This is a genomic window from Rhodopirellula sp. UBA1907 (assembly GCF_002337565.1).
GTDB lineage: Bacteria > Planctomycetota > Planctomycetia > Pirellulales > Pirellulaceae > Rhodopirellula > Rhodopirellula europaea.
Genome location: NZ_DDGH01000094.1, coordinates 131,067 through 148,881 on the forward strand (window position 1 = coordinate 131,067; position 17,815 = coordinate 148,881).

A 17,815-nucleotide genomic window follows, 5' to 3' on the forward strand; every position below is an offset into this window, starting at 1 on the left:
CCCGACGTTCGCAAACTGCGGCCCGATTGCCCCGCACCGCTGGCCAGTTTGCTGACTCGCATGATGGCGAAAAAGCCTGCGGATCGTCCGCCGTCCGCGGTGGACTTGATCGGCCAATTCGATCGCATCCGCCGCTCAGCCGGACTGAAGCAGAAAAATCATCAGCCGCTCGCCGCGATCGCATCGAACTCGGACACGACCGATGAAAGTCAACTTTACCAAGCGACGATGGACGACCAGTCCGTCTTCAACGGATCGGATGCCGACGAAACTTTGCAGGATGCGGGCGAGTTTGATTTCAGCACCCTGCCCGATATCGGCGTCGCGACCACACCGAGTGCCTTCCCTGCATCAACGGCTGGACTGGCGACACCACCGCCGCCTCGTGCGGGCTCGGCATCGAACAAACAGTCAACATCCGGATCCAATCAAAGCCAAACGTTGATGCTGGGCATGGGACTGGCGATCGCCGTCATCGCCCTGATGACAGTGCTCGGGATGGCGGCTTACACGATCGCGAAACCTGATAATCCGCCGGCACCGAAGATCAAAGCCACCGAGAGCGGCAAAGAGATCGTCATCATCAACGGTGGCTGATACCCCGGCAAAATTGAATCGTTTTTGTTATGATCACAACCGCAGTAGCGGGGCGGCCCAAGAGTGGTCGGACCGGATCCTTCCCTCCGATGCACAACTGACAGAATCTGGTGACCGATAGCTCCGCACAACTGATCTTGGCAACCGGCAGCCGGGCCGGCATGGTCGCGGAAATTCGGTCTGGGTATTACATGATCGGTCGCGATCGCGTTTGCCAAATCCGGCCGAAGAGCCGTTCGGTGAGTCGAAAACACTGCCTGCTGCACTGGGAAACGCCGGATGATTCCGAGCCGCGGTTCCGAGTTTTCGATCTAGACAGCTCCGCAGGAACGCGAGTCAACGGGACCCGCATTCCGACTCGGACCTGGATCGAGCTGGTCGATGGTGCCGAACTGAGATGCGGCAAAATCGCTTTCGGGCTGGCGATCGAGTCCGCTGAAGAAGCGGCTCGCAAGCAAGCTCCCGCCATCGATCCACGCGAAGACACGGTGGTGAACGAGCGCGGATTTGACACTGCGTCGGGCTTTGAGGACGGCGATGCCGCCGGGCAAACCAGCCAATCCACTTCGCCTCGGGCGGCGGTCGCCGAGTCCCCCACTGTGTCGTTGCTTCAGGGCGAAGCGTGGCAGGAAGTCGACATAGCGTCGTTTTTGGAAGCCGAAGACACGGTCGCTCGCGAAGCACGCTACGACGATATTCGCGCCAAAACCTCCAATCCTGATTCGTCGCAATCGGATTCAGAAATCTTCGACCAGGACGAAGAATTTATCGACGACGATGCGGCGGAATCGCCCGATCAAACGCCATCAGACAGAGGCGCCGCTACAAACAAACGCGGCTCGGGATCGCCCCCCTCTGCAAAAGTAAAAGGTGCAGCCAAAACGAGCGTTCTCAACCGAGTCGACTGGGACAAGGTGAAGATCTACGCCGCCTTTGCGATGACGATCGCTGTTTTCGTCTTCGGCGGCTACCAAGTGATGCAGTTTTGGCAGGGTCCGGAAGTCCGAATCGTAGACGGAATCGACTGACGAGGCCTGAAGCGGATGCACTGATCGCAACTATACTGCTCCGCAACATGCCATCTGACCGAACCTCTACCGACTCATCTGCACCAGGTGACTCCAGCATTCTGGGCGATCGGTCTGAGTCCTCGGACGAACGCGTTGCAACTGTTGGCACTGATGAAACCAGCGAGCGCCCGCCCAATTGTGGCGAACCAACCGGAGCCGATTGCTCCGCGTCCCAAGCAAGCGCGGACTCTGGATTGGCCATCGCCGGCGAGGCCGTTCCCGGTCCGGCAAACGCCTATCAGTCGTCATCCGCGAAAGAAGCTGGCGTCTCCGCTGCCCCGACCAAATTCGCCAAGGCGTTTTCGTTTGCTCAAACAGTCGGATTCGCGTTTGGGATTGTGGCGTTGCAGATGGGCCAAGGCATTTTGCTGGCCCGATTGCTCGGACCGGTCGGTCGAGGCGAATACGCAACAACCGTTCTGTACGTGCAAATGCTGCTCTACATCGGCTTGTTCGGCGGCGTGGAAGTCATCTGCCGTTACGCCGCCGACCGAACGGTTGAGACGATCAAACTTCGACGAGCGGCGATGTGGTTGGGCCTGACCACCGGAGTCGTCACGACCGGATTGGTTGTGCTCTGCAATGTGATCGCGTTACCCGACGAAAAAGCCTATCTGATGTCGCTGGGTTGCCTCTGTGCGTTCAGCGTCATCGGCCAGCACGTGATGCTGATCATGACCGCGGTCGATCGCGGGGCGGGTGACTTTTCGAAGTACAACGTGCGTCGTTTCGTTTCAGCCGCGGCGTTTCCCGCTTTGTTGCTGGTCGCTGCCCTTGTGACTGACGTGACGCTGAATTTGGCGTGCGTGTTGTTCGTCATCGCATCGGCAATATCCATGGCCGCATGTGTGTTCGGACTTCCCAAACTGGCCACGGGAGAAAGTGAACCGCCGGTCAAGCGTCTGTTGAAAGAGAGCCGACCATACGGCGTTTCCATGTTGGCGACGGACCTTTTCGAGCGATTGGATTTGCTGCTCGTAATGTGGTTGGTTCCCTTGTTGACGCAAGGGTTTTACGCCGCGATGGTTCCGGTCGTCTATCCGCTGACGGTGATTCCCAACACGCTTGGCATTTACCTGTTCAACACCGCAGCGGATCGCAGCAAACGACTGCGGACATCAGATGTGCACCGAATCCTCGGTGGTTCGATCGCGATTCAAACCGTTTCCACCATCGTCTTCATCATCTTGATCGGACCGTTGGTGAAGCTCGTTTATGGCGAAGAGTTCGCCCCCGCGATTGTGTTCGCTTGGTGGCTCGCTCCGGTGTCCGCGATCAAAGGCATCCTGCAAGGGCTGGACAGCTACGTCAAAGGCCGAGGCAAACCACTCGCACCGATCCGATGCCGAATCGTTGCCTCCGTCGTCATGCTAGGACTGACCGCCGCATTCGTCGGGTCCTACGGCGCGATCGCAATCGCGGTGGCGGCTTTGGTCGGACAAGTCATCTGCCTCGTGTGGCTGTCCGCGATCGTCTACGCCGACGTTCGCGAACAGAACTCGATGACCGAATAGTTCAACGCAGGACGCACAAATCGAGTTCCGCCTCGATTGAATCATTCCTCTTTTTGGAAGGCGTGACAATAAATGACGATGTTAGCGGTGCGGCGCAAACCGCCCGGCGAGGAACTGGAGGGCTCGCGTCCTTTCGCTACATCACTTGTTGTTCACCTGTTTCTTAGGCCGACGCTGATCCAACCATTCCAACTTGGGAACGCGCTCGGGTGATTGCGTTGCCCATTCAGGCTCGGGGAACCAACGCAAACCGCTGTATCGCGGGTAGGTTTCCCAAATGTCACCACCATCCGGACCTGATACTCGCGGATCGTTGGTCTTGGCCAAGTAATCGTTCAGACGCTTACTCAATCCGGCTTTGACGTCCGCGAAATCTGGCTTCGACGACAGATCGTTCAAACAGGCGGTGTCCGACTGGATGTCATAAAGCTCTTCGGAGGGTCGCTTGGCAACCGCCCACTGCAAGTACTTGGCGAGCTCCGCATCGTCATGGTTCTCGACCAAAAAAGACAACGAAGGCGAACCATCGATGTCGTGATACCCTTCGTGCATCGGGCCCAACTCTTTGGCCAAGATGACATTATTTTTCGGATAGCTCCCCGCACCGAATTTTTGAGGTGCACCAGCCGGCCAACGTTCCGGACGAAAGTTTCGGATGTAAAGGTATTGGTCCGTTCGGATGCAGCGTTGTGGATACCCGAGCGATTCATACCGCACCGACGAGTGCCTTTCGCGGCCCGAGAAAATAGCATCGCGAGTTGGCTCGACGATTCCTTCTTTGTCAGACCGAAGCAGTCCCACCAAACTTCGACCGCTCAGTGGAGTCTTCTCAGGCGGTTGAACCTCGGTCGCGTCATAGATGGTCGCCGTCACGTCGATCAAATTCACCAGATCATCGACCACGCGTCCGCCCTTCGCACCGTTTGGCCAACTGATTGCCAACGGCATGTGGATGCCATACTCGTAAACGTTTGCTTTGGCCCGCGGAAACGCCATGCCGTTGTCGCTGGTCACGATCACGATCGTGTTGTCGAGCTCTCCGGCCTTTTCGAGCGAATCGATCATCCGCCCCAAATGCTGATCAAACCACTGGATCTCAAAACAGTAGTCCAAGATGTCGCTGCGAATTTCGGGTGTGTCGGGCAAGAACTCAGGCACAACCACCTCGGACGGATCCATTCCATTCTTCAGCCCAATGCCTTTCTCAAACGAACGGTGCGGTTCATGACATCCAAACCAAAAGCTGAAGGGTTGGTCGTCTGGTCGGCCATCCAAAAACTCGTCAAAGTTGGCGGCGTAGTCGTTGCCGCTGATTCCGCCGGGCGATTTCGACTTCTTGGTGGAAAACGATGGCCCAGCAGGATTCCGAGAGCGATCGCTGATCTTCCAATTCCCCGGTCCCCAACCTTTGCCGGTGTACCCAACGAAGTAGCCCGCTTTCTCCAGCCGGTCCTGATAGACCTCGTACTTGGTCGCAAACGAACTCGCATGCGTGCCGGCGTGTTCGATTTCCCAGATATTGCGTCCGGTCAAGAACGCGGCTCGCATCGGGCTGCATCCCGGCGAGGGCGTGAACGCGTTATTGAACAGGACTCCCGTCCGCGCAACACGATCAAACGCCGGCGTATGGATTGCTTTGTATCCGTACGCCGATGTGTGCGGAAACGATTGGTCGTCCGAAATCGCCACCAACACGTTGGGACGATCAGCCGCGAAAAGGTTCACGCACGAAAGCGTGAGGGCAAACAACAAAGCGAGATGAATCCGGACCAAGTGATCATTCCTTCCGCGAGGTGAATAGACTGCGAAGGAAAGATATTAGCTGAGCCGGTGAGGCTTTGCTTGCTACGGCTGAAGTTGAACTTGCCGCAAATCCGATCCAGTCGGCACGCCAGCCAACATCGCTTGCAACTTCATCGTCGCAGGCATTTCGCCCGCAACCTCTTCGCCAGGAGGACTGCCCCAGAACCAACGTTCACCATCCTCATTTGCGATTTCGAGCTGAACGATTGGGTTTTGACGCAAATCTCCATGCACCCCAATGCTCTTCAAACCCAACTCGGTGCGATGAGGTGCCAGCAATCGAGCCAACAGCGCCGCGCAATGAACTCGTGTGTCGCCGAAAGGCGATCCAAGTCCGCCGGTGTGATAAGCACCGGGAACGATGATGTGCAGATAGTGATCGGTCTCGGATGGTGCAAAGTCACTCGGCAACAAGGTGCCTTCGCCGTCGACTACCAAGAAACCAGGTCCGGTTTTGGGATCGTCAACGTAGACCATTGCGACGGGCAATCGATAATTCAGCCGCACGTCGAGTCGGCCGTTTGCCTTTTTTCGCACACCGACAACACGCTGCACCCATGGATGACTCGCAAACGCAGAAGCCACTTTCGCGGAAACCTGCTTGTCGAGCAGCGACATGTCTTTCATCGCTGTTTCGGTGTAGACGACATCGACGATGTCCGTCCGAACATATTCCGGTGGCGAGGTCACGGAGATCTTTTGTGGATCAATCCCGTGATAGTTCACCGCAACATAATTGGCTCCCCAAGTTTGCCAGGCGGCGTAGCCGACGACCAGCAAGATGGCAGGCCAAAGAATCGACAAGACCGCCGGTGCGGCAATCATCCCGCGGACCCAGCCAACCATCGTGGACGGTTCTTCCACTTCCAGTCCGCGCTTACGCCGGATCAATCGTGGTCGTTTTTCGGATGGGGGCGACTCGGTCATCCGAGTACGGTTACCAAATTTGCAGATTCAACTGCAAGTCGATCCCGGTTTGCATCAAGACTTGTTCACGAACCCGGCCGATCAGTTTCACGCATTGATCGCTGGTCGCGTTTTCGTGGGCGATCAAGTAGTGCGGTGCCGCCGAATCAAGCGACACGTCGCCTTCTCGAATTCCCGCCAGTCCGGTGCTGTTGATCAACTCACACGCCGAAATAGAATCCGGATCGATGAACGGCATCGCGATGCGATTGGATTCCGACGGACGACGCTGGCCTCGGTGAATCCACAATTTCTGCATGCGTTTGGTGAGAGCCGAAACGTCCTTGGGTTCCAAGTTGAACGTCACCGACAGAACCACGGTTCCCATCAATGTCGATTGACGGTGAGCGAACCCGGCTTCCTCACCCGTGAGCGTTTTGCGTTTGCCTTCTTCGTCGATGATCTCGATCGACTCGACGACCGATCCGATGTCGCGACCTTCCGCTGAGACGTTTCCGACGACGGCCGCACCGATGCTGCCAGGGATACCGACCAAGTGTTCCAGCCCGCCCAAGCCTTCGCCGACGGTTTTGATCACCGCGTGGGTCAACTTGGCTCCCGCACCGGCGATCAATTTTTGGCCTTGGATTTCGAGCCCACTGGTTGCGGGAGCGGACAATTTGATGACCAACCCGTCGAAACCGGCTTCACGAACCAGCACGTTGCTGCCTTGCCCGAGGACACGCAGGGCCAGCTGTTTTTCGCGAGCGGCGGTGTAGAGCTTTTCGATCTGATCGATTTCGACCGGTTCGGCTAAGAAGCGTGCGGGGCCGCCAATGCCCAACCACAACGTTTCACGCAGCGGTTGGTTTTCACGAACCACGTGCAGCAGGTCTTCGGGGAAAAATTCGGTGAGCGATTCAGAGGGAGCAGAGGACACGTCGTTCATTTGCCGGTGCGAGTTTCGAAAGCCACCACCTCCAGGCGGCGGGACGCTGGACGCCAGTTTCGCAGTCCGAAGCAAAATTGGCAATCTGGATTCGATTGGACGACCGGCGAACATGAAATCTAGTGGATCACCCAGCCTGCGATGCCGCGATTTCCGTTGACTCTCGGGGCAGGCGCATTGCGAAGACCGACGAAAAACGTTGGTACGGCCGGAGTCGTCGACTCCGCAATCCGTCTGCCTCCCCCCCAAAAAATCCGCTGCCGGGCTGCATTTCGCCGCTCCAACAGGGCCGAGGACACCACCCTGCGCCGCTGGCAGCGTTTTCGTCGCCCTAAACGGAACCTGAAAGTCCATTCCCGCACCACTGCGAAGCTGAAACCGGTTTCACCCCCTTGTCGCGTTTCCGCCAACTTCTGATATTGGTGAATTCCATTGTCTTGCCCTTTTCACCTCGCAGCCACACACGGAATCCGTTTGATGACCGCTTTCCCCGATGTTCCCGTCATTCAGTACGAAGGCCCTCAGTCCGACAACCCGCTCGCCTTCCGCTGGTACAACCCTGACGAAGTCATCGAAGGCAAAACGATGAAGGACCACATGCGGTTCAGCATCGTCTATTGGCACACTTTCCGCGGAACGGGTGCCGACCCATTCGGTCCCGGAACGGCGGTTCGCCCTTGGGATGACGGATCCGAGAGCGTCGAAAACGCTCAAAAGCGTGCCGTCGTCGCGTTTGAATTGTTCACCAAACTGCAGGCCCCGTACTACGCTTGGCACGATCGCGATGTGGCCCCCGAAGGAGCCAACTTGCGAGAAACCCACGCGAATTTGGATGCGGTTGCTGATGTGCTGGAAGAACAGCAAAAAGCGACCGGCGTGAAATTGCTGTGGGGCACCGCCAACATGTTCAGCAACCCACGCTTCATGCACGGGGCCGCGACCAGCTGCAACGCGGACGTGTTCGCCTACGCGGGTGCTCAAGTCAAAAAGGCTTTGGAAGTTACCAAGCGGCTCGGCGGTGAAAACTATGTCTTCTGGGGTGGCCGCGAAGGCTACCAGAACCTTTACAACACCGACATGAAACGCGAACTGGATCACTTGGCCAAGTTCTTCCACATGGCAGTCGACTACGCCAAGTCGATCGGGTTCGACGGTCAATTCTTGATCGAGCCCAAACCGAAAGAGCCCACCAAGCACCAGTACGATAGCGATGCCGCGGCCTGCATGAACTTCTTGCGAGCCTACGATTTGGATTCGCACTTCAAGCTCAACATCGAAACCAACCACGCGACGCTGGCGGGCCACACGATGATGCACGAGCTCGACTACGCGGGCATGCAAGGTGGACTGGGCAGCATTGATGCCAACACGGGTGACTTGTTGTTGGGTTGGGACACCGACCAATTCCCAACCGATTACTACCTGACCACCCAAACCATGCTGATGATCATGAAGCACGGCGGGATCGGCACCGGTGGCGTGAACTTCGATGCCAAAGTGCGTCGTGAATCGTTCGAGCCCATCGATTTGTTCCACGCTCACATCGGTGGAATGGACGCGTTCGCGAAAGGTTTGAAGATCGCAGCTGCGATTCGTGCCAGCGGTGAATTGGCAGACTTCGTGAAGAACCGCTACTCGACTTGGGATTCCGGAATCGGTGCCAAGATCGAAGCCGGCGAAGTTGGCTTCGCCGAGTTGGAAGCCTACATGCTGGAAAAAGGCGACGTCGACGCAAACCAAAGCGGTCGCCAAGAGTACCTCGAGCACATGATCAACAAGTACATCGATCGCGTTTGATCGACCGAGGCAAATTTGCTCCCGAGCCAATGAACACTCGGGAGTGACAATTTCAATCGAAACGCGGTGTAGCGATCAATCGTTGCACCGCGTTTTTTCATTGCGATTCGATGGCGTAGAATCTGTTTTTCAACTGGCCAAACCGACATCGAACAAATTCAATGGCTTCCAAGACAAACATCGACATTCGCTGCTTCATCGTTCTCGCGATGGTGGCTTTGAACGCGAGCCTCTCGGTGGCTGCGGATCAAATGCCTTCCAACTGGATCGTGAGCGAGACGGGAACAAACGTCAGCCTTCGTGGTCTCTCCGCGGTGGATGACAAAGTCATCTGGGCCAGTGGTGCGGCGGCGACAGTGATTCGCTCGACCGATGGTGGCGAGACTTGGAAAGCGTGCGGCCCGGAAGGATACGGCGAATTGGAATTCCGCTGCGTTTGTGCGTTCAGTGCAAACGTTGCTTGCATCGCAAGCGCGGGAACGCCAGCTGTGCTATTGCGGACCGAGGACGGCGGAGATTCCTGGATGGAAACCTATCGGGCCGAATCAGACGCAGCGTTCTTTGACGCGATGAAGTTTTGGGATGCGGATCAGGGAATGGCAGTCAGCGATCCTGTCGATGGTCGATTGTTGGTTGTGGAAACCAAGGACGGTGGCAAGTCATGGCAAAAGTTGAACTCGCAGCTCCCACTCGCACGCACTGGTGAAGCCGCCTTCGCGGCCAGCAATTCCTCTTTGCTGCTCGGCGAGAATGGCCGACTTTGGTTTGGAACCGGCGGAGCCGAGTCTGACACCAGTCGCCTGTACGCTCGCTCGGGTTGGAATGAACCATGGGTTACCGTCAACGCTCCCATGCCAAGCTCGCAGGCATCAGGCATTTTCGCGATTTGTCGCGGTCCTGAATCCGACGGTCACGACGGCTCTGGCCCATTGGTGTGCGTGGGCGGCGACTACCGAGCGACCGAGACATCCGAAATCACCGCCTGCATCAGTCATGACAACGGCGGCTCTTGGCAGACCGTCACGGAACAACCGGCCAGCTTTCTTAGTGCTGTCGTCTCCATCCCCGCGGACAGCTCACTCGCAAAAGGCATTATCGCCGTTGGTCCCGCGGGAACTGACTTTTCCACCGATGGAGATACATGGCAGCCGCTCTCGGACACCGGATTCCATTGCCTATCAGTCGGAACAACCCAAATTTTCGCTTGTGGGTCAGACGGTCGATTCGGCCGACTGAAATAAGCGATTCCGGCGAACCCGCGGACTCACTTCGGTGCCAATCCCCACGATTTCGGGGGCTTGATTATGCTGGGGGGCATGAACCGTCTCGATGCATCCACGACCGCTTCCGTCCCGTCGGGTGAATCCGACGCAGAGACGGTTTCGACGCAACAAACGGTTGAGCGAATCGCGAAGGAGTCACGTGATCGAGCGGACTTTCTTCATCGTATGGCGATGCACTTGGCGGCAACATTCGACGCAGCCGTGGTGGCGGTTCAAGACTCGACGTTCCCGCAACCTCGCATGCTCGTTCGCGACGAATCCATCGCTGTGAGATTGGACCGCGATCGGCTGAGAGAACAATTGTCCCTGGTCACTCCGTCGGTCGCCGCGTGCGAAATCGCATGGAACGATGGCGAACGGTCGCCTCAGCCGCCTGCCTCCGGAGTCACTGCGTTGGGTGTCGAGCTTTTGCCCGCACCGCTGTTTGCGAAACTCGTGATCATTCATGGCTCGCAATCGCCAGCTGCACAAATGCTCTCTGCCATGAAATCGCTGGGAGACATCGCCACCGCGACGCGTCAAACGATGAATGCGGCGGATGCACAATCGGACGATCAGCAACCGGGTTCCCAAGCTTTGTCGGTACCTGATGTTGGCACCAAATCAATCTCGAAATCGTTCGATTCTTCACGAGGAATCCGAACGGCTCTCCGAGCATTTCATACCGACTTGGATCCCACGGCGACCGCGTATCGCATCGCGTCGGAACTGCCTCGCTTGTTGCCCTGCGAACGTTCCGTCGTTTTGCTCGCCAAAAATCCGACAGCTCATCGGCCTCGATACCGAGTTGCCGCGATCAGTGGTTCATCGGTGATTGACCGTCGCTCACCATTGGTTCGCTCGATGAATCAATTGGCCGACGCCGTTTCGGTTTTGAAGCGACCTTTGATTTTGCCACCGTCGACAGAAACAGATGCAATCGACCCTGCTTCGTTGTCACCACAATTGGTTCCACCGCTCGAAACATACTTGGACGAATCAGGTGTGTTGTCGGTGACGATAATCCCGCTCTTCGAATCAGTCGATGACACGCTGGCTGCCGCGGGTGTGAACTCATCCAATGAATTGGATGATGAGGCTCGCGAAAAACAACGTCGCCAATCGATGCCGATTGCCATGCTGATGCTGGAAACGTTTTCGGGTGAGCCAGCAAGTTCGATCTCACCCGCAATGGTTGAGGTTGCCGAAGAGTCTTCGTCCGCCATCAGCAATGCAATTCGATACGACAGCGTATTTGCGTTACCAATTCGACGCCCGGCTGCGGCCGCCACTCGCCGAGCGACACGTCACTGGATATTGGCCGGCTGCATGTTGTTGGCCGCCGGATTGTTGGCCGGTTGGTTCATTCGGGTCGATCATCACGTCGTCGCAACCGGGCTGGCTCGCCCCGCGGTTCGCCAAGCAATCTTTGCCGGGATCGACGGCGTCGTTGACGAGTTGAAGGTGAAAGACGGCGATGTCGTTCGGCAAGGTGATGTGCTGGTCCAGCTTAGTAATGCGGAACTCACTCGCGAAGCCGAGGCGTTGTCGGGACAGCTCACCACAGCCACTCAAAAGCTTAGTTCCGTCCGAGCGATGTTGCTGGCCGCGTCGAACGACTCACGTGATTCAGCCCAAAGCATTCTCGAACAACAAACGCTTGAGAACCAAATTGAATCGCTTAGTAAACGATTGCAAATCAACCGTGAGATGAAAGACATGCTATCCGTCAAAGCTCCCTTTGACGGGCAGGTCGTCGGCTGGCGATTGAACGAACGTTTGAAAGACCGACCGGTGTCTCGTGGAGACAGATTGCTCGCGATCGTTCAGCGTGAAGGCCCGTGGGAGTTGGAACTGAGGCTGGAGGAAACTCGTGCTGGCGAGGTCATCCGACGACATGCGGACGATCACGAGCTACCTGTTCACTTCGCCATCGAAACAAGACCAACCGAAACCTTTCACGCGAAGATCTCCGCAATCGGCGGAGTCGCTCGCAAACGTGCTGACGGTCGGAACGTCGTGGACATCATCGCCGAGATCGATGACATTCCAGAAGGCGGTTTTCGCGGTGATGCAGAAGTCACCGCAAAGATCGTTTGCGGACGTCGCCGGTATTTGGCCAGTGCGATGGACGACGTGGTCGCTTGGTTCCACCGCAACGTTTTGTTTCGGTTTCCGACATGAACGCGGGTGTCAGTTCATCAACTCAGCGTCCGTTGGGAGTGCACCACAAGGTCGGCCTAAAAGCCGTCCGAGTTTCGCATCGTCATTCGGGATGGGTGGTCGTCCATGACGCGATCGCGGGCCAGCATCACCGACTTCGCGAAGACGAATACTTCTTGCTGACATCGCTGGACGGGCAATGCAGCCTGGATGATCTGCGAGATCAGTATCAAGCTCGCTATCCCAACCGTCGCGTCCGGTCCAACCAAATCAACGCGTTGCTGTTTCGCTTTCACGAAACTGGCTTGACGACCAGTCACTCTGCGATGCAGGGCGAACCATTGCTTCAACGAGCGGATTCGGATCGGCGACAAAAGCGTTTGGCGATGGCGTCGCAGTGGTTGTTCATGCGGTTTCCTGGAATCGATCCGGCACCGGTCATGCGAATCCTGATGCCGGTCGTTCGTCCGTTGCTGACTTTACCTGGCTTGATCGCTTGTTTGGCTTTGATCGTTTCGGCGGCCTTGATGATGCTGGTCCATCGCCAGCGTTATCTCGCGGAGTTGCCCGCATCTCACGAATGGCTAACGTTCCAAAACGCAATGATTTTGGCTGCCGTCGTCGCGTTCACAAAGGTCGCCCATGAATTGGGGCACGCGGTTGTGTCAGAGCGATTTGGTGCAAAGTGTCGGTCGATCGGGCCGATGCTGCTCGTATTCACTCCCGCGTTGTACTGCGACACCAGCGGTTCGTGGATGATCCCCAGTCGCTCGCGTCGAGCGGCGGTTGCTTTGGCGGGCATCGCCACAGAAGTCCTGATCGCATCCATCGCGGCTTGGGTTTGGCTGCAAACACCTGAGGGACTGACACATACCGTCGCATCGCACGTGATGGTCGTTTGCGGAATCAGCACCATTGTCTTCAATGTCAATCCGCTACTGCGATACGACGGTTATTATTTGTTGTCCGATATGACCGACATGCCCAATTTGGCTCAACGAGGCCAGCGGCGCTGGGGACGTTTTCTTTCGAGAGTCTTCTTGGGAGTCGAAACGGGGGCTCCCAACGAACCCGAGGATGGCTCGGCCTGGTTGCTTGTCTATGCGGTCGCTTCGCTTGCCTATCGATGGATTCTGATGGCGACCATCATTGGATTCATATGGCTATCGCTGAGACCCTATGGACTCGAAATCATCGGTCAAATGCTCGCATTGGTCGCGGCAACCTCCATGGTTTGGGCCGGTCTGGTACCGCTGCGTCGTTTTTGGAACAATCCCGTGAACCGCAGAAACATTCGTCCACGACGTGCATTCGTTTGGTGTGTCTTGCTTGCCGTGATTGGCTTCGCCGGAACGGTTCCGTTGCCTCGCCACGTCTACACCGCCGTCCGTCTTTTGCCGGCACAAGAAACTCGCGTGCATCTGACATCGCCAGGCGTTCTGAGGCAAATCCATGTTGAACCAGGCCAAAGCGTCCGCCGCGGCGATGTTTTGGCAGAGCTCTCCAACCCAGAAATTGAGTTGCAGGTTCTCGATGCCAAAAGCGAAGTTCGGGAACAAACGTTGCGTTTGGAAGGATTGCGTGCGTCGCAAACGCTGGTCCCAGAAGCCAGCTCGCAACTACCCACCGCGGAAGCGTTGCTGGATGAGATGCGAGACCGCCTGGCAGCGGCTGAGCGGCGACGCGAGTCGCTGACGATCACCGCTCCGTGCGATGGCATCGTGATGGTCGCTCAAAGCAACCCGCAATCCGCATCGGACACTGCCCTCGATGCCGATGCCAATCCGCTGGAGATCGGGCCTGCATTGAATCCGGCGATGGATCGCACCGCGGTCCGCTTGGCATCATGGTCAGGCTATCCCACCGCTAAAGAGAACAATGGATGCTTGTTGGAAGCGGGGACTGAATTGCTGAGCATCGCCTCGCTGGAGGAAGCAGCCGATTCATCGTCTGCCGACCCATCGCGAAACAATTCCGTTCGCTGGCGGGCTGAGGCCGTCGTTCCATCCGTCCAAAGACATCGAATCGCGTTCGGCGACGAAGCTCTGATGATTCGCGACTCCTCGCCCAAACAAATTTTTCGCGGTCGTGTCGTTCAAATTTCGGAAGAGACCTACGATCCTCGGATCGACGCTCCCCGCCGTGATCACCATCGGGCTGATCGAGCGCCCCGAACGCCGGGCACCAGCTACGTCGTTGAGATTGCAATCGACGATTCCGCCACGGCACCCTCCACTTGCGTCGCGGGAGCCTTTGGCCGAGTAAAAATAGTGGTCGATTCGGCTTCGGTTTGGCAAAGAATCTACGAACTCCTTTCAAGTTTATTTCGTTTCAGATAATAGCGTTTCGCCCGCCCATTCCTGGACTTTCGTTGTCGGATTGATACAATGGGTGGCCCACCTTTCTGGCGACGCTCCCCGCAGATAGGCTTTGCGAAACGCACAGTCTCGTCGTCACCCACCTACACCGAACAATCGTTCTTCTAGGAGAAACCCCTTTGAATATCCGTCCGCTGATTGCTGGCACCGCTGCCGCTTGTGCACTGACCGCATCGATGGCCATGGCCGAAACCGGAACGTTGAAAATGCGTTTCGTTTACGACTCCGATAACGCTCCCAAAGTGGAGTTGATCGAACCCAACAAAGACATCGCTTTCTGCGGCAAGCACGAGATCCCCAACGAAAAGCTATTGGTCGACTCCGAGACCAAAGGCATCAAGAACGTGTTGGTCTACGTCTACACCGGGCGTGGCGGAACCAAATTGGATGACGTCGCCGCAAAGAACGAGACTCACGAGTTGGCTAACGACAAATGCCGCTTTGAGCCCCACTACGTGATCGCACAAACGGGTGACACGCTGAAAATCACCAACCCTGATACTGTCGGTCACAACGCGAATTTGAATTTCTTCGCGAACAAGGCTGAGAACTTGATGATCCCAGCTGGTGCTGACAAAGAAGTCGCTTTGGAAAAGCCAGAACCGGCTGCGATTCCAGTCGAATGCAACATCCACCCTTGGATGCGTGCTTACGTCGTGGTTCTGGAACACCCCTACGCTGCCGTTAGCGGTGAAGATGGAACGCTGACCATCGAAGGCATCCCAACCGGCGATGTCATGTTCCGCGTTTCGCACGAAGCCGGCAAAATCGATGAAGTCAAAATCGATGGTTCGAAGGAATCATGGCGTCGCAGTCGCTTCGAGCTGGACATCAAACCCGGCATGAACGATCTGGGCGACGTCTTGGTCCCAGCAGACGCTTTGTCGCTGTAAGACCACACCGCCACATCAAACATTCGATCGGCGTCGTTCCTCAAACGACGCCGATTTTTTTTGCGCACAGACCTATCCCTCGCCCCCTTTCCCGCCAACAGGGTCTTCTCTCGCACCGATTCACTCGCACAAGAAAATTCGCGAATCGAGGTCTCCCCGATCAGGTTCCTCGGCGGTTGCCGTACCAACGAATTTGCATGCGGTCGCAATATTGATAGCCTCGCAAGGTTGCCATCGGTTCCAACCATGGACGTGCAGTGTCCAGCTGTTCGACCGAGATCCCTTGCGGCATCAAATACACGGAATCCGCTGAGATCTCCAATTGCCGCACAACCTCATCGATCTCAGGCAATTCATCGGCCGAATCGACCACAAATTTGACCTGGGTCGCTTCTGCGGATTGGATCAATTGCTTCATCGTGCCGATCGGCAACCGCCTCTCTGCGTGCAGTTTTGCCCAACGCGGATGATCTTTCTCATCCGGGGTGCTGGCCCGTAGCTTGGGGCTGAGCGACAGCAGGTCGCATTGCACGCCGGGGTCGACGGTCCCAGCGGTTTCGATCGTGACGTGATTGCCCGCGACTCGCAATTGATCGATCAACCTTACGATGCCCTTGGCGATCAATGGTTCACCACCGGTCAGCACCACGTGCTTGACGCCTGAATCCGCGACCAATTGCAACAAGTCGTCGACGGTTTGCCTCGTGCCCTCGGGCTTCCAAGACGCGTAAGGCGTGTCGCAGAACCAACACCGCAGATTGCAGCCACTGGTTCGGATGAAAACGCTTTCGGTGCCGGTCAATTCGCCTTCGCCTTGACGACTGACGAAGGTTTCTGAAATCAGCAGCGACGATGCCGGGGCGCACGAGTCCCCGGGGGTTTCCGCCGAGTCCTCAGCGGGTAAAACATCGACTGGATGATCGACCGATTTCAAACGACACCGCGTTTCTAGAAGTGAACCAAACCACGTGAGCGACACAGCCTCTTTTCGAGACACACTCGAAGTTTTTGAAAACCCCGCCCCGACACGAAATTTCACGATCGAGCATCATTGCCCGGAATTCACGTCGGTTTGCCCGAAAACGGGACAACCCGACTATGGAACGATCGTTTTCACGTACGTTCCAGACCGTGTCTGCGTGGAGCTGAAGAGCTTGAAAATGTACTTGCAGAAGTTCCGCAACGAAGGAATTTTCTACGAGCAAGTCACCAACCGAATTCTGGACGACTTTGTCGCCGTCGTCCAGCCTCGCAAAGTCACCGTCGAGAGCAAATGGACGCCACGCGGCGGCCTGAACAGCAACATCATCGTGACTTACCCCGACGAAGCGTGATCTGATCACGGCACGAATTTCCCGTCCTTCCCCACAAATCCCGCCTGCGCCATGTCCTCCGTCATTCTGTCTGGTTTCGCCGACGAATCCGCCTTCTCGAAAAAAGCCAACGAGCAATTCGCTGCTCTGGCCGCCATCGGCCTTCAGCACTACTCGATCCGTTTTGTTGATGTCGGAAATGGCATCAAAAACGTGATGGTGTTGGAACCTTCTGAAATCGAGACGCTTCAGAAACTGCACAAAGAATACGGCATGTCGGTCAGCAGCATCGGCTCGCCGATTGGCAAGGTAAAGTTGTTGGACGTCGAAGACGGAACCGCGAATAAGTTCATCCCATTCGAAAAGTACCTCGCCGAAGACGTGCAGATCGCCTGCGATCGAGCGGAAGCGTTCGACTGCAAATTGCTTCGCGGTTTCTCGTTCTATCACCCCAAGGGCACATCACCCGAAGACCACATTGATCAGGTTTCGGACCAACTCGGACAAATCGCTGAAGCATGCGACAAACGTGGTTTGACGTTTGGTCTGGAAGTCGAAGCCAACTTGGTCGGACAAACCGGTGACCTGCTCGCCGCGATCGCTGAAAAGGTGAACAACCCGGCTTTGGTCACCATCTTTGACGGAGCCAACATGGTGATGCAGGGACTGACATCGGATCAGGTCTACGCCCAGTACGAAGCGTTGAAACCGTCGCTCGGTTGGTTGCACATCAAGGACTACAAAGACCCATCGCTGAACGGCCGCGTCGATCACGTCGATGAGGAATCCGCCAGCCACTTTGTGCCGGCCGATCAAGGCGACAGTGCCCACGAACGAATCTTCGAAGACCTCAAGACATTCCTGCCGACGCTCGCGGACCGCATGTCACGTCGCGGCGTCGAAGGCATTTACCTTGACCTCGAACCTCACGTTCGCGGTGGCGGCCAATTCGGCGGTTTCAGTGGTCCCGATGGATTCGGCATCGCCGCTCGCGGGTTGTGCCGCGTGCTCGATAAAGTCGGCATCGACTATCACCTGCGAACGTTCGAAGATTTGGAAGCCGCCAAAGCTCAACAGGCCTGAGCCAAGGCCGGCGACGGAGCCTTCATCGTCCAAACGCAATCTCCCACTTCATGTAGGACGGGCACTCTTGCCCGTCCACACAACGAA

Annotated in this window: 13 protein-coding genes and 1 pseudogene; 10 read left to right on the forward strand and 4 right to left on the reverse strand. The window is 56.7% G+C overall.

Annotated elements, in window-relative coordinates; all coding sequences use genetic code 11:
* The 3 genes and pseudogenes from B2R17_RS22110 to B2R17_RS22120 all read left to right on the forward strand — a co-directional run.
* Positions 1-597 (forward strand): annotated as a pseudogene (locus B2R17_RS22110) (serine/threonine protein kinase); the annotation flags it as partial.
* A gap of 110 nt (positions 598-707) precedes the next feature.
* Positions 708-1,625, forward strand: a complete 918-nt coding sequence (locus B2R17_RS22115) for an FHA domain-containing protein (protein ID WP_286765704.1) — start codon at positions 708-710, stop codon at positions 1,623-1,625.
* Positions 1,626-1,672: 47 nt separating this feature from the next.
* Entirely contained in the window at positions 1,673-3,181 is a 1,509-nt protein-coding gene (locus B2R17_RS22120) for a lipopolysaccharide biosynthesis protein (protein ID WP_286765705.1), read from the forward strand.
* Positions 3,182-3,322: 141 nt separating this feature from the next.
* On the opposite strand, the gene B2R17_RS22125 is transcribed toward B2R17_RS22120, so the two are convergent.
* The 3 genes from B2R17_RS22125 to B2R17_RS22135 all read right to left on the reverse strand — a co-directional run bounded on the left by B2R17_RS22125 (position 3,323) and on the right by B2R17_RS22135 (position 6,953).
* Positions 3,323-4,954 carry a sulfatase family protein gene (locus B2R17_RS22125; RefSeq protein ID WP_286765706.1) on the reverse strand — a complete coding sequence of 544 codons (1,632 nt, stop codon included), beginning with the start codon at positions 4,952-4,954 and terminating at the stop codon, positions 3,323-3,325.
* 72 nt (positions 4,955-5,026) lie between these two features.
* Positions 5,027-5,911: a hypothetical protein gene (locus B2R17_RS22130; RefSeq protein WP_339886683.1), complete on the reverse strand. Its 885-nt coding sequence runs from the start codon at positions 5,909-5,911 to the stop codon at positions 5,027-5,029.
* Positions 5,912-5,921: 10 nt separating this feature from the next.
* The gene (locus tag B2R17_RS22135) at positions 5,922-6,953 is read right to left on the reverse strand and encodes a UDP-N-acetylmuramate dehydrogenase (protein ID WP_008655764.1); all 1,032 of its coding nucleotides are present in this window, start codon (positions 6,951-6,953) and stop codon (positions 5,922-5,924) included.
* A 363-nt stretch (positions 6,954-7,316) separates the two neighbouring features.
* Between B2R17_RS22135 and xylA the strand changes: the two genes are divergently transcribed.
* From xylA to B2R17_RS22160, 5 genes are all read left to right on the forward strand, one after another.
* Positions 7,317-8,636, forward strand: coding sequence for a xylose isomerase (gene xylA, locus B2R17_RS22140; RefSeq protein WP_286765709.1), 1,320 nt, complete (start codon positions 7,317-7,319; stop codon positions 8,634-8,636).
* 161 nt (positions 8,637-8,797) lie between these two features.
* Positions 8,798-9,877, forward strand: coding sequence for an oxidoreductase (locus B2R17_RS22145; protein ID WP_286765710.1), 1,080 nt, complete (start codon positions 8,798-8,800; stop codon positions 9,875-9,877).
* Between the two features lie 75 nt (positions 9,878-9,952).
* On the forward strand, positions 9,953-12,082 hold the full coding sequence (locus B2R17_RS22150) for an efflux RND transporter periplasmic adaptor subunit (RefSeq protein WP_286765711.1): 2,130 nt from the start codon (positions 9,953-9,955) through the stop codon (positions 12,080-12,082).
* Entirely contained in the window at positions 12,079-14,400 is a 2,322-nt protein-coding gene (locus B2R17_RS22155; protein WP_286765712.1) for a biotin/lipoyl-binding protein, read from the forward strand. The genes B2R17_RS22150 and B2R17_RS22155 overlap by 4 nt, the downstream gene beginning before the upstream one ends.
* A gap of 158 nt (positions 14,401-14,558) precedes the next feature.
* Positions 14,559-15,332: a methylamine utilization protein gene (locus B2R17_RS22160; protein WP_286765713.1), complete on the forward strand. Its 774-nt coding sequence runs from the start codon at positions 14,559-14,561 to the stop codon at positions 15,330-15,332.
* Between the two features lie 160 nt (positions 15,333-15,492).
* Here B2R17_RS22160 and B2R17_RS22165 read toward each other — a convergent pair whose 3' ends face one another.
* The gene (locus B2R17_RS22165) at positions 15,493-16,311 is read right to left on the reverse strand and encodes a 7-carboxy-7-deazaguanine synthase QueE (protein WP_286765714.1); all 819 of its coding nucleotides are present in this window, start codon (positions 16,309-16,311) and stop codon (positions 15,493-15,495) included.
* Here B2R17_RS22165 and B2R17_RS22170 point away from each other — a divergent pair.
* Positions 16,301-16,666: an NADPH-dependent 7-cyano-7-deazaguanine reductase QueF gene (locus B2R17_RS22170; RefSeq protein ID WP_007324336.1), complete on the forward strand. Its 366-nt coding sequence runs from the start codon at positions 16,301-16,303 to the stop codon at positions 16,664-16,666. The two genes, B2R17_RS22165 and B2R17_RS22170, sit on opposite strands and share 11 nt — an antisense overlap.
* A 51-nt stretch (positions 16,667-16,717) precedes the next feature.
* On the forward strand, positions 16,718-17,728 hold the full coding sequence (locus B2R17_RS22175) for a sugar phosphate isomerase/epimerase family protein (RefSeq protein ID WP_008664320.1): 1,011 nt from the start codon (positions 16,718-16,720) through the stop codon (positions 17,726-17,728).
* The last annotated feature ends 87 nt before the right edge of the window (positions 17,729-17,815 follow it).

Coding starts and splice junctions, on each gene's coding strand:
- B2R17_RS22120 (WP_286765705.1), top strand. CDS start 1,673: ATGCCATCTGACCGAACCTCTACCGACTCATCTGCACCAGGTGACTCC.
- B2R17_RS22130 (WP_339886683.1), bottom strand. CDS start 5,911: ATGACCGAGTCGCCCCCATCCGAAAAACGACCACGATTGATCCGGCGT.
- B2R17_RS22135 (WP_008655764.1), bottom strand. CDS start 6,953: ATGTTCGCCGGTCGTCCAATCGAATCCAGATTGCCAATTTTGCTTCGG.
- xylA (WP_286765709.1), top strand. CDS start 7,317: ATGACCGCTTTCCCCGATGTTCCCGTCATTCAGTACGAAGGCCCTCAG.
- B2R17_RS22145 (WP_286765710.1), top strand. CDS start 8,798: ATGGCTTCCAAGACAAACATCGACATTCGCTGCTTCATCGTTCTCGCG.
- B2R17_RS22150 (WP_286765711.1), top strand. CDS start 9,953: ATGAACCGTCTCGATGCATCCACGACCGCTTCCGTCCCGTCGGGTGAA.
- B2R17_RS22155 (WP_286765712.1), top strand. CDS start 12,079: ATGAACGCGGGTGTCAGTTCATCAACTCAGCGTCCGTTGGGAGTGCAC.
- B2R17_RS22175 (WP_008664320.1), top strand. CDS start 16,718: ATGTCCTCCGTCATTCTGTCTGGTTTCGCCGACGAATCCGCCTTCTCG.